We start from the raw sequence: 12,048 nt of genomic DNA on the forward strand, positions 1-12,048 counted from the left end.
GAAGGGTTTTCACCGCCCGCGGCTCGCTAGCTCCGCGTCAGCGACAGCAGTTCCCGTGCCGGCCCCGTCGGACGATGTCCCGTCGGCCATACCGCTCTCAAGTCCCGGGCGAGAGTGACTCCTTCCAGCGGGATGCGTACGAGTCTCCGTGTCGACAGTTCCTCCCCCACCGCCAGTTCGCTCAGGACGGCGGGTCCGGCTCCGCCGACCGCCGATGCCTTGACGGCCGTGGTGGAGGAGAGTTCGATCAGCGGGCGGGCCAGGCCGCCCAGGGCCACGTCCAGGACCTGGCGGGTGCCGGAGCCCTTCTCGCGGAGGATCAGGGGCGTCGACGCCAACTCCCCCGCGGGGACGGGGCGTCGGCGGCGGGCCCAGGGGTGGGTGGGGGCGGTGACGACGATCAGGTGGTCGTGGGCGATCACCGTGGAGTCGAGGCCGTGCGGCACCGACAGGCCCTCCACGAAACCGAGGTCCGCCTCGTCCGCCAGCAGGCGTTCCGCGACCGCCGCGGAGTTGCCGGCCAGCAACGAGACCGCGGTGTCAGGGCGTTGGGAGCGCAGCGCGAGGAGCCAGCCGGGGAGCAGATACTCGGCGATGGTCATGCTCGCGGCCACGCGGAGCCGGGAGTCACGGCGGTGCCGTAGCGCCTGGGCGCCCGCGTCGAAGGCCGCAGCCGCCTCGACGACCCGGCGGGCCCAGTCGGTGACCAGGGCCCCGGCATCGGTGAGGCTTGAGCCGCGCGGTGAGCGGTCCACCAGGGCGACGCCCAGTTGCCGTTCCATCGAGCGGATACGGCTGCTCGCGGCCGGCTGGGTGATCCCCAGCTCGCGTGCCGCCCCGCCGAGACTCCCGAGCCGTGCCACCGCCAGCAGCAGTTCCAGCGCACCCAGATCCGGCACCCGGTGCGCGATCGACCCCTCCCGCGGCTCTTCCACCTCACTGCTGCTGCTCATAAATCCAGTTTATGTCCCCATAGACAGATACTCCCTGGTCGGCCGTCTCGGTCGGCGAGACGGTGGACGCATGGTCACCGCCGTTCGTCACCTCGGACCCAACTGGTACGCCTCCGTCATGGGCACCGCCATCGTCGCCACGGCCGGTGCCGGACTCCCCGGCCATCTCCCGGGGCTGCGCACGGCCTGCACAGCCGTCTGGGCCCTCTCGCTCGCCCTGCTCCTGGCCCTGCTCGCGGCCCGGACCCTGCACTGGACCCACCACCGCGACCAGGCCCGCGCCGACCTCCTCGACCCGGCGACGGCGCCCTTCTACGGCTGCCTCGCGATGGCCCTGCTGGCGGTGGGCGGCGCCACCCTGGTGGTCGGGCAGGACTGGATCGGAGTGCGGGCTGCGGTCCTCCTCGACGCGGTGCTCTTCGCGGTCGGTACGGTCGTCGGGCTCGCGGCCGCCGTCGCCGTCCCGTACCTGATGGCCGTACGGCATCACGTGCACCCGTCGGAGGCGACCCCCGTGTGGCTGCTGCCCGTCGTCGCACCGATGGTGTCCGCCGCCCTCGGCCCGCTCCTCGTGCCGCATCTGCCGGCCGGGCAGGCCCGGGCGACGCTTCTCCTCGCGTGCTTCGCGATGTTCGGACTGAGCCTGCTGGCCACCCTGTTGATGCTGCCGCTGGTCTTCGCCCGGCTCGTCGCCGGTGGCCCGCTGCCCCTAGGGCCTGTTCCAGGTTTCCCGCAGGGCCCGCCCTCCGGGCGGACGACGGGAAACCTGGAACAGGCCCTAGCGCTCACCCCGACGCTGTTCCTGGTGCTGGGTCCGCTGGGCCAGTCCACCACCGCCGTCGGCAAGTTCGCGGACTTCGCCCCCGGAGTCGTACCGGCCGCGTACGCCCAGGGCTTCGGTCTCCTCGCCGTCCTCTACGGCGTCCCCGTCATGGGGTTCGCGCTGCTCTGGTTCGGCCTCGCCACCGCGCATGTCGTCCGCGCCCGGCGCCGGGGCATGGGCTTCGCGATGACCTGGTGGGCCTTCACCTTCCCGGTCGGCACCTGCGTCACCGGCGCCGAGGCCCTGGCCCGGCACACCGGGCTCGCCGTCTACGACGGGCTCGCGGTCGTCCTGTACGGCGTGCTGGTCGCCGCCTGGGCCACCGCCGCCGTCCACACGGCGAAGGGTCTGCTCAGCGGTGAGCTGCTCGCAGGGCCTCGGACAGCAGCCGTGGCGCTTCGGCCAGTGACGGCCCGTACCACGTGAGGTGCCGGCCGCCGACGAGCGCGTGGGGCAGGCCAGAAAACACCTCCGAACCGTCAGCAATACACGCGGTCCGGGGACAGATCAACCTCGCGCCGCTCGCAGCGCCACCGCCAGCACCCGCGGCGCCTCGGCCAGTGACGGCCCGTACCACGTGAGGTGCCGGCCGCCGACGAGCGCGCAGGGCAGGCCCGGGAAGGCCTCGGGGCCGTCGTCGGCCATGAAGCGGTACGGCTCGTCGGGGAGGACCACCAACTCCGGTTCCGCCGCCCGCAATTCGTCCAGGGTGACGCGCGGATAGCGTTCGGCGTGCGTCGCGTACGCGTGGTCGACGCCCAGCCGGGACAGCACATCACCAGCGAAGGTGTCCCGGCCCAGCACCATCCAGGGTCGGCGCCAGATCGGGACGACCGCGGTCCTGCGGCGCTCCGGTCGCGGCAGCTCCACCCATGCCCGCTCCGCCTCGTCCAGCCAGCGGGGGCGGGACCGCGCCCCGCACGCGTCGAGCACCCGGGTCAGCTCACTGAACGCCTGCGGGACGGAACGCACTTCGGTGACGAGGACCTCAACTCCCGCCGCGCGCAAGGCCGTCAGGTCCGGTGCGCGGTTCTCCTCCTCGTTGGCGACCACCAGGTCGGGGGCGAGGGCGAGGATCGGGTCGAGCTTCGGGTTCTTGGTACCGCCCACCCGGGCGACGTCCAGCCCGGGCGGGTGACTGCACCAGTCCGTCGCGCCGACCACAACTCCCGGCAGCGACACGGCGACCGCCTCCGTCAGGGACGGCACGAGCGAGACGACGCGCATCAGCGCGGGCGGTCCTGGACCGCCTCGATGTGCTCGGCCACCGCGACCACGACCACCCGGGTGTCCGGCACGGTCGCGCGCCAGCGGTGGCGCACCCCGCCGGTCAGGTACATCGTGTCGCCACGCACGAGGCGGTAGGCGCGTCCCTCGGCCTCGATCTCGACGGCGCCGTCCGCGATGTACATCAACTCGTCGTTGCGGTGCTGGAATTCGCGTCCCGCGTCATGGTCGCCGGTGAACTCCGAGGCGTGGAGCTGATGGTGGCCCCGCACAAGGGACCGCATCAGGGGTTCGACCCCCGACTCGGCGTCCTGCGCGCGGACGACGTCGACGCTGCACGCGGGGTCGGCAGCGGCGAGGAGTTCGACGGCGGTGGTGCGCAGGGCGTCGGCCACCTTCTCCAGGGAGCTTCTGCTGGGGCGGGCGCGGTCGTTCTCCACCTGGCTGAGGAAGGGTACCGACAGGCCGCTGCGTTCGGCCACGACGGCGAGGGTCAGGGACAGCGCGCGGCGTCGCCGCCGTACGGCCGCGCCCACCCGGAGGGGCTGTTCTTTGTGGTCGCCCATCGCTCCGGCTCCCTCCTTCGCTCGTCGGTCCGCGGCCGCTTCGGCGGCTGCTTCTGAAACTGCCTCTGATGACTTCTCTGCACCCTACGCATGTTCGGCAAACCGTTTCATGCGCCTGTCACATCCACGTCACACAGCGTGCGATCGGACCTCACAGTTCTGGCCAGGCGACGAGGGCCCGCCGGCCCTCGATCGGCGCGGGAGTTCTCCCCTCTCTTCAATGCGTACGCGGTCGCCTGTGTTCCCGCTCACTTCTCCGCCCGGTCGACGGGGCTTCGTAGCGCTGTGTGGTTGGCCGGATCCTTTTCGTACCGGGACGGCACGAAAAGGATGGGCCCCGCCGCACGAAGGGGGGAACGTGCGGCGGAGCCCACCGGGAGGCGGCTGCGGGACTGTCAGGTCACCCGGCCGCCTGGCTCTTCTGGTTCTTCGTGACCGGTGCCCACTGGTCGGCCAGCCCCGGGTGCTGCTTCAGCCAGGTGCGGACGGCGGCCTGCTCCTGGCCCTTGCCGGACTTCTGGATCTGCGCCTCCAGACCGGTGAGCTGCTCCTCGGTCATGTGGAAGTCCTTCAGCCATGTGCCGACGTCCGGGTTGTCGGCCGTGAAACCCTTGCGGGCCACGGTGTGCACGCCGTCGCCCTTGCCCCAGGCGCCCTTCGGGTCCTTGAGCTTCTTCAGCTTGTAGTCGCTGTACGCCCAGTGCGGCGACCAGAGCGTGACGACGATCGGCTGCTGCTTGGCGTAGGCGCGCTTCAGCTCGGCCAGCATCGCCGGGGTCGAGCCGTCGACGACGTCGTAGGAGCCCGTCAGGCCGTACGCCTTGAGGACCTTGGTCTTCAGGAGGCCCATCATTCCGGCGCTCGGTTCGATGCCGGTGATCTTGCCGCCGAACTCGGAGGCGTGGGTCTTGAGGTCCGCGAGGGTGTTGACGTCCTTCATGTACGCCGGGACGGTCAGCTCCAGGGATGTGGAGCCGTACCAGTTGCCGACGTCGTCGAGCCGCTTGCCGTACTTCTTCCAGTACTCGGCGTGCGTGGTGGGCAGCCAGGCGTCGGTCTGGAAGTCGATCTGGCCGGTGGCGAGGCCGGTGTAGAGGGGGCCGGCGGCGTACTGGGTGGTGGTGACCTTGTAGCCGCGCTCCTCCAGGAGTTCCTTCCAGAGGAAGGTGGAGGCGATGCCCTCGTCCCAGGGGATGTAGCCGATGGTGATGTTCTTGCCCTTGCCGATGTCGTCGACGCCGGTCGTCGTTGTGTCGGACGAGGAGCCGAAGACGCCGATGCCGCTCGCCACCAGGGCGAGGACGACGACGCCGATCACGGCGAACGCCGGGCGGGGGCGGTAGTTCCACGGTTTGACGCTCTCCGCCGCGCGGGCCTTGGCGGCGGCCCTGCGGCCGAGCGGGGAGATCTGGGTGCCGAGCGCGCCGGTCATGCGGTCGAGGTAGATGGCGAGGACGACGATGCCGACGCCCGCCTCGAAGCCGAAACCGATGTCGAGCTGGCCGATGGCCTCGTTGACCGCGCCGCCGAGGCCGCCGGTGCCGACCATGCCGGCGATGACGACCATCGACAGGCCCAGCATGATGACCTGGTTGACGCCGGCCATGATCGTCGGGAGTGCAAGGGGCAGTTGGACACGGAGCAGGGTGTCGCGCGGTGAGGTGCCGAACGCCTCGGCGGCCTCGACGAGTTCGGCGTCGACCTGGCGGATGCCCAGCTCGGTCATGCGGACGCCGGGGGCGAGCGCGAAGATCAGGGTGGCGATGACTCCGGCGGAGGTGCCGAGGCCGAAGAAGAGGATCGCCGGGATCAGCAGCACCATCGACGGCATCGTCTGGAGCAGGTCGAGCGCGGGCCGGACAATCGCGCTGACCGTCCTGGAGCGGGCCGCCCAGATGCCCAGCGGGATCGAGATCACCAGGGCGATGACGGTCGCCACGAGCACCAGGGCCAGGGTCGACATGGCCCGGTCCCACAGGTCGAGCGAGTCGATCAGCACGAATCCGGCGAAGGCCAAGACGCCGGCGACCAGTCCGCGCAGCCACCAGGCGAGCACGGCGAGGATGCCCGCGAGGAGCAGCGGTTCGGGGGCGCCGAGGACCGCGTTGATGCCGTCGTACATGCCCTCGACGACGGTCTTGATGGCGTCGAAGAGCCAGGACATGTGAGCGAGGAGCCAGTTGACACCGGAGTCGACCCAGTCGCCGAGCGGAAGCCTAGGCACAGGCGGTCACCTCCCCCTGCTCGGCGTCGTCCCCACCGAGGAACGCGACGAGACGTTCCTGCGGTACGACGCCCACGACCTCGTCGGCCGCGTCGAGCACCGCGACCGCGTGCGGAAGGCGGGCGCTGAGGGCGCAGAGGTCGGTGAAGGGCATCTCCGGTGTGGCGGTCGCGCAGGCGCAGTCGGCCTCGTGGCCGTCGACACCGGTGTCCATGACGGCGCTCGCGGTCAGCACCCGGGAGCGGTCGACGTCCTGGGTGAAGGAGGCGACGTAGTCGTTCGCTGGGCGGAGCAGGATGTCCTCGGCGGTGCCGGTCTGGACGATGCGGCCGTCGCGCATGACGGCGATGCGGTCGCCCAGGCGCATGGCCTCGTTGAGGTCGTGGGTGATGAAGACGATCGTCTTCTTCAACGACTTCTGGAGTTCGAGGAGTTGGTCCTGCATGTCCCGGCGGATCAGCGGGTCGAGCGCGCTGAACGACTCGTCCATCAGGAGCAGGTCGGCGTCGGTGGCCAGCGCGCGGGCCAGGCCGACGCGCTGCTGCATACCGCCGGACAGCTCGTCGGGCCAGGAGTCCTCCCAGCCGGCCAGCCCGCACAGAGCGAGCGCCTCGCCGGCGCGGGCTTCGCGCTCGGCGCGGGGCACGCCCTGCACGGCCAGGCCGTAGGCGGCGTTCTCGCGGACGCTGCGGTGCGGGAACAGCGCGAAGTGCTGGAAGACCATGCTGATCTTGCGGGCGCGGACTTCGCGCAGCTCACGGTCGCCGAGCGCGGTGAGGTCCTGACCGTCGAAGAGGACGCGGCCCGCGGTGGGCTCCAGAAGCCCGTTGAGCATACGCAGGAGGGTGGACTTGCCGGAGCCGGACAGGCCCATGACGACGAAGATCTGGCCCGGTGCGACGGAGAAGGAGGCGTCGATCACGGCGGCCGTGGTGCCGTCGGCGCGCAGTTCCTCCCGGTCGGCTCCCTGCTGGAGCCGTTCCACTGCCTGGTCTGATCGTCTGCCGAACACCTTGTACAGATGCTCGGCTTCTAGCCTGGCTGACACGCGTACCTCTCGATGGGGGGCAGGACGGGCGGCACCTGCCCCCGCCCGTCCTGCGCAAACGGAACGTGGTTCAGGTCACTCGCGCCGTAGGATCGCGTCCCGAGTCTCTGGGGGGCACTGTGGAACGACCTGACGACCGGCTGCCGTCGGTCTTTCGCTTCAGTACGGAACTCGTCGCCTGGGTGGGCATGCCGTGGGCGCTGGCCCGTCACTCCTGGGTTCTGGCGGTCCTGTCGCTCGTGGTGCTGATCGGTCTGCCGACCGTGTTCGCCACTCCGGGTGACAAGGAGCGGGTGGTCGTGCCGGTGCCGGGGTGGGTGACGATCCTGCTCGTGCTGTCGCAGCTCGCCGGTGCGCTGGTCGCCGCCTGGTGGATCATGCCGCTGTGGGCCGCCGCGCTCGTGTCCGTGGTGGCCGCCGTCACGCTGGTCACGGAGCGTCCGCGGTGGGCCTGGCTGCTCTCGCTTCCGCACCGCGCCGACGCCTGACTGTCCGCTCTGTCCGCGCGGTGCGGCATGATGCGAGGCGTGACCGGACGACTGATGCTTCTCGACACCGCCTCGCTCTACTTCCGCGCCTACTTCGGCGTCCCGGAGTCCGTGAAGGCACCGGACGGGACGCCGGTGAACGCCGTGCGCGGGCTGCTCGAATTCATCGACCGGCTGGTCAAGGACCACCGGCCCGACCAGTTGGTCGCGTGCATGGACGCCGACTGGCGGCCGCAGTGGCGGGTCGACCTGATCCCCACCTACAAGGCGCACCGCGTCGCCGAGGTGCGCGAGAGCGGCCCGGACGCGGAGGAGGTGCCGGACACGCTCTCCCCGCAGGTGCCGATCATCGAGGCCGTCCTCGACGCGGTCGGCATCGCACGCGTAGGAGTCGAGCCGTACGAGGCGGACGACGTGATCGGCACCTTCACCGCCCACGCCAAGGGCCCGGTCGACATCGTCACCGGCGACCGCGACCTGTACCAACTCGTCGACGACGCCCGGGGAATCCGAGTGCTGTATCCCCTCAAGGGCGTCGGCATGCTCCAACTCACCGACGAGGCGCTGCTGCGCGAGAAGTACGGCGTCGACGGCCGGGGGTACGCGGATCTGGCGCTGCTGCGCGGCGACCCCAGCGACGGCCTGCCGGGCGTGCCCGGGATCGGCGAGAAGACGGCGGCCAAGCTCCTGGCCGAGTTCGGTGACGTGCCCGGGATCATGGCGGCGATCGACGACCCCAGGTCGAAGCTGACTCCCTCGCAGCGCAAGCGCCTCGACGAGTCGCGGCCGTATGTCGCGGTCGCGCCCAAGGTCGTACGGGTCGCGGACGACGTACCTCTGCCCGACGTCGACCCGACGCTGCCGCGAGCCCCGCGCGATCCGGAGCTGGTGGACGCACTGGCGGACCGCTGGGGTCTGGGCGGATCATTGCGGCGACTGCTCACCACGCTGGGCGCGTAAGCATTGTTCTCGCCCTTGTTTCCTTGCCTTTCACAGAGAATGTAGTGCTAACTTAGGTAAGCCTAAGCATGTGAATCTGGGAGGCCGTCATGGCAGAACGTCCGGCACGGAAGCCGCGTAAACCCCACTCCGCGCAGGTTGTCCGCACCGAACGGCTGACCCCTCATATGCAGCGCGTGGTGCTCGGTGGCGAGAGTCTGGCCGGGTTCTCGGCGGACACCTGCACCGACCACTATGTGAAGCTGCTGTTCCCGGCCGGGGGCGCCACCTACCCCGAGCCCTTCGACATGGAGCGCATCCGCGCGGAGTTCCCGCGCGAGCAGTGGCCGGTGACCCGCACCTACACCGTGCGCGCCTGGGACCCCGAACACCTCGAACTCACCCTGGACTTCGTGATCCACGGCGACGAGGGCCTCGCCGGCCCGTGGGCCTGCCGCGTCCAGCCGGGCGAGACCGTCCACTTCATGGGCCCCGGCGGCGCCTACGCCCCCGACACCGACGCCGACTGGCATCTGCTCGCCGGGGACGAGAGCGCGCTGCCCGCGATCGCCCGCGCGCTGGAGTCGCTGCCCGAGGGCGTCACGGCGCACGCCTTCGTGGAGATCTCCGGGCCCGAGGAGGAGCAGAAGATCGACTCCGACATCGAGGTCGTCTGGCTGCACCGCGGGGACCGTCCCGTCGGCGAGACCCTCGTCGAGGCCGTCCGGGCACTGGAGTTCCCGGAGGGCCGGATGCACGCCTTCGTGCACGGCGAGGCGGCCTTCGTGAAGGAGCTGCGCGCCCTGCTGCGGGTCGAGTTGGCGATTCCGCGCGAGGACCTGTCGATCTCCGGCTACTGGCGCCTCGGCCACAACGAGGACGGCTGGCAGGCCTCCAAGCGGGAGTGGAACGCGAAGATCGAGGCCGAGCAGGAGGGCAGCACGACGGCCGCCTAGGCCGTCGCGCCGCGCCCCTCACACCGAGCGCTGATACGACCGGAACGTACGGATCGACAGCCACACCGCCACCACCGCGAGCCCCAGCAGCGCACCGCCCCGGCTGAGCACGTCACCCCAGTCGGGGTGCTCGGACATGGCCGAACGGCCCGCCACCATCGCCCAGTTGAGCGGGTTGAAGTCGGCGATGTGCCGCATCCACGAAGGCATCTGGGACGGCGCCATGAAGGCGCTGGACAGGAACGTCAGCGGCAGCAGCAGGAAGGTGTTGATGCCGATGATCGACTCCCGCTCCCGCACCAGCATGCCCAGCGCGTTGGACAGCGCCCCGAATATGGTGCCCAGCAGCACGGAGGCCACGATCAGGATCGCGATGCCGCCGATGCCGCCCGGGTAGTCGGCGCCGCCGAGCAGTCCGAGCAGCACGATGACCACCGACTGGAACGCGGTCACCAGGCCGTTGTTGACGACATTTCCGTTCATCAGCGCGGCCCGGCTGACCGGTGTGGTCAGGAAGCGGTCGAGGGTGCCGCGCTGGATCTCCTCCAACGTGCCCATGCCCGCCCACATGTTGGAGCTGAGGGCGCTCATCACGACCACGCCCGGGACGAGGTAGTCCAGGTACGAGGTGGTGCCGAAGCCGCCGAGTTCGACGACCTTCCTGAAGAGGTTGCCGAACAGGAACAGCCAGATCACCGGCTGGATGAGGGTGATGACCGCGAAGGCGGGCTGCCGTGCGAACACCCTGAGTTGACGCTGCGTCATGTACCAGGTCTGGGAGACGGCCGTGCTCATCGCGCACCTCCGGCGATCGCGAGCTGCCCGGCGCCGTCCGAGTCGGCCTCGGAGTAACGGCGGCCGGCGTAACGGAGATAGACGTCGTCGAGCGAGGGGCGGGCGACGGTGGCGGCGGCGACCCCTACACCGGCGCGCTCGAACGCGGCCAGCAGCACGGGCATCGCGGCCGCCCCGTCGTCGGCGCGGGCGCTGACGCGCTGCCCGTCGACCAGCACCTCGTGCACGCCCGGCAGTCCGACGAGGGCGCCCTTGAGCAGCGTACGGCCGGCGTCGCCGACCGCTTCCCGCAGCTCCAAGTGGACGGCGTCGCCGCGGAGTTCGCCCTTGAGGGAGTCGGGGGTGCCTTCCACGACGACCCGGCCGCGGTCGACGATCGCGATGCGTTCGGCGAGCCGGTCGGCCTCTTCGAGGTAGTGCGTGGTGAGCAGGATGGTCAGGCCCTCCTCCCCCGCGAGGCGGCCGATCTCGTCCCACATCGCGGTGCGGGCCTCCGGGTCGAGGCCGGTGGTGGGTTCGTCGAGGAAGAGCACCTCGGGCCGGTGCACCAGGCCGAGCGCCACGTCCAGGCGGCGGCGCATTCCGCCGGAGTACCCCTTCACCGGGCGCTTCGAGGCCTCGGCGAGGGCGAAGCGGTCCAGGAGCTCGTCCACCCGCTCCGTGAGGGCGGCGCCCTTCAAGCCGTAGAGCCTGCCCTGGAGTTGGAGGTTCTCACGGCCGGTCGCCGTCGGGTCGGCGCCGGAGTTCTGGGCGACCACGCCGATCGCGCGGCGGACCCGGTCCGGGTGGCGCAGCACGTCGTGCCCGGCGACGGTGGCGGTGCCCGAGTCGGGCCTGGCCAGGGTGGTGAGGATCTTGACGGTGGTGGACTTGCCGGCGCCGTTCGGACCGAGGAGGCCGAAGACGGTGCCGGGTTCGACGGTGATGTCCATGCCGTTGAGGGCGGTGACGTCACCGGGATAGGTCTTGATCAGTTGACGCGCCTCGACCGCGGGCGCACGGGTACTGCCCATGACAGCTCTCCATGAGTGAAGTGAAACGTGCAAGACCACGACTGATCCGCGTGAAGAGCGCCGGGCTATCCTGGGTGTGCCGCACCTCGATCGCCTGGCTTCGCCGCACGGCGGGTCAGCTCGGGGTTCGTGACCCCGGCGGGGCTGCTGCAACAGCCCGGTCGGGGTTCTTCTCGTCTAGGTCTAGGTGAACTCCGGTGGCAGCTCCCCCGTTTCGTGGAAGTGGCGCCAGCTTTCGACGCCCGGCATCGAGCCCTTCCTGATCTCCTCCAGGAAGCCGCGGACCCACTCGGCCTGCGCCTCGATCATGTGCAACTGGTACTCGACCTCCACCAGGAACAGCCGGGGCACCGATTCGTAGAGCTTCTCCAGCGCCCCGCGTTCGCTCGCCGCCCGGACATCGAGGTTCTGCACCCGCTCCTCCAGGAGGGTCGTCACCTCGTCGGGGGGCAGGGCGCCGAGCAGGGACAGTGCGCTCTCGAAGATCGGGTACTCCTTGACCGGGCGGGCCAGCAGCTCGGAGAGCCACTCGGTCATCTCCTCGCGGCCGGCGCTGGTCAGTCCGTAGACCGTGCGCTCGGGGCGGTTGCCCTGCCGCTCGGTGTCGGCGACCTCGACGAAGCCGTGCTTCTCCAGGTTCTGCACGACCGTGTAGAGCGAGCCGTAGTTGATCTTCGTGCTGGTGTCCTTACCCTGGCGGCGCAGAGTCTGGGCGATCTCGTACGGATGCATGGGCTTCTGCCAGAGGGTGACCAGCACGGCGAGCGCCAGCGGATTGCTCAGCCTGCGACGCTTCGACGCCATCGGGACCACCACCTCCGCCCACACCTCGTATCCGAATATCCGTGCCCGAACATATCGCGAGTGCGCGGTGAACGTCAATACACACGATGTATCGCGTTTTCGGCGCGAGGGCAAGGACGTGAGGACTTAGGCCCGCCGCGGACATGGCGGCGTGACGCGGCCGAAACAGCCCCTCCCTAATTTCTGTCACCCGACAGGAACTCGCGTGATAC

12 protein-coding genes are annotated in these 12,048 nt (G+C 70.3%); 4 read left to right on the forward strand and 8 right to left on the reverse strand.

Translation table 11 applies throughout. The features are described from left to right. Positions 1-26: 26 nt before the first annotated feature. On the reverse strand, positions 27-953 hold the full coding sequence (locus ABZT04_RS18855) for a LysR family transcriptional regulator (protein WP_356057748.1): 927 nt from the start codon (positions 951-953) through the stop codon (positions 27-29). 70 nt (positions 954-1,023) lie between these two features. On the opposite strand from ABZT04_RS18855, the gene ABZT04_RS18860 reads away from it, so the two are divergent. Next, the gene (locus tag ABZT04_RS18860) at positions 1,024-2,202 is read left to right on the forward strand and encodes a TDT family transporter (protein ID WP_356057749.1); all 1,179 of its coding nucleotides are present in this window, start codon (positions 1,024-1,026) and stop codon (positions 2,200-2,202) included. A gap of 81 nt (positions 2,203-2,283) precedes the next feature. On the opposite strand, the gene ABZT04_RS18865 is transcribed toward ABZT04_RS18860, so the two are convergent. The 4 genes from ABZT04_RS18865 to ABZT04_RS18880 form a co-directional block, all read right to left on the reverse strand. Beyond that, a complete protein-coding gene (locus ABZT04_RS18865; RefSeq protein ID WP_356057751.1) occupies positions 2,284-3,003 on the reverse strand; it encodes a helical backbone metal receptor in 720 nt (239 codons plus the stop codon). Further along, positions 3,003-3,569: an XRE family transcriptional regulator gene (locus ABZT04_RS18870; RefSeq protein WP_356057752.1), complete on the reverse strand. Its 567-nt coding sequence runs from the start codon at positions 3,567-3,569 to the stop codon at positions 3,003-3,005. Before ABZT04_RS18870 ends, ABZT04_RS18865 begins: the two co-directional genes overlap by 1 nt. Positions 3,570-3,969: 400 nt before the next feature. Further along, on the reverse strand, positions 3,970-5,793 hold the full coding sequence (locus ABZT04_RS18875; RefSeq protein ID WP_356057753.1) for an ABC transporter permease/substrate binding protein: 1,824 nt from the start codon (positions 5,791-5,793) through the stop codon (positions 3,970-3,972). Then, positions 5,786-6,841, reverse strand: coding sequence for a glycine betaine/L-proline ABC transporter ATP-binding protein (locus ABZT04_RS18880; RefSeq protein ID WP_356057754.1), 1,056 nt, complete (start codon positions 6,839-6,841; stop codon positions 5,786-5,788). The genes ABZT04_RS18875 and ABZT04_RS18880 overlap by 8 nt, the downstream gene beginning before the upstream one ends. A gap of 119 nt (positions 6,842-6,960) precedes the next feature. On the opposite strand from ABZT04_RS18880, the gene ABZT04_RS18885 reads away from it, so the two are divergent. The 3 genes from ABZT04_RS18885 (at position 6,961) to ABZT04_RS18895 (ending at position 9,224) form a co-directional block, all read left to right on the forward strand. After that, complete coding sequence (locus tag ABZT04_RS18885; protein WP_356057756.1) at positions 6,961-7,329, forward strand: hypothetical protein; 369 nt, start codon at positions 6,961-6,963, stop codon at positions 7,327-7,329. Positions 7,330-7,359: 30 nt separating this feature from the next. Continuing rightward, entirely contained in the window at positions 7,360-8,289 is a 930-nt protein-coding gene (locus ABZT04_RS18890; protein WP_356057859.1) for a 5'-3' exonuclease, read from the forward strand. Between the two features lie 89 nt (positions 8,290-8,378). Next, complete coding sequence (locus tag ABZT04_RS18895; protein WP_356057757.1) at positions 8,379-9,224, forward strand: siderophore-interacting protein; 846 nt, start codon at positions 8,379-8,381, stop codon at positions 9,222-9,224. A gap of 18 nt (positions 9,225-9,242) precedes the next feature. Here ABZT04_RS18895 and ABZT04_RS18900 read toward each other — a convergent pair whose 3' ends face one another. The 3 genes from ABZT04_RS18900 to ABZT04_RS18910 form a co-directional block, all read right to left on the reverse strand. Further along, complete coding sequence (locus ABZT04_RS18900) at positions 9,243-10,019, reverse strand: ABC transporter permease (RefSeq protein ID WP_356057759.1); 777 nt, start codon at positions 10,017-10,019, stop codon at positions 9,243-9,245. Continuing rightward, on the reverse strand, positions 10,016-11,032 hold the full coding sequence (locus ABZT04_RS18905; protein ID WP_356057761.1) for an ATP-binding cassette domain-containing protein: 1,017 nt from the start codon (positions 11,030-11,032) through the stop codon (positions 10,016-10,018). Before ABZT04_RS18905 ends, ABZT04_RS18900 begins: the two co-directional genes overlap by 4 nt. Before the next feature lie 183 nt (positions 11,033-11,215). After that, positions 11,216-11,836 (reverse strand): PadR family transcriptional regulator, encoded by a 621-nt coding sequence (locus tag ABZT04_RS18910; RefSeq protein ID WP_356057762.1) that lies wholly within the window; start codon positions 11,834-11,836, stop codon positions 11,216-11,218. Positions 11,837-12,048 lie beyond the last annotated feature (212 nt).

Source organism: Streptomyces sp. NPDC005492 (genome assembly GCF_040605995.1).
Lineage (GTDB): Bacteria > Actinomycetota > Actinomycetes > Streptomycetales > Streptomycetaceae > Streptomyces.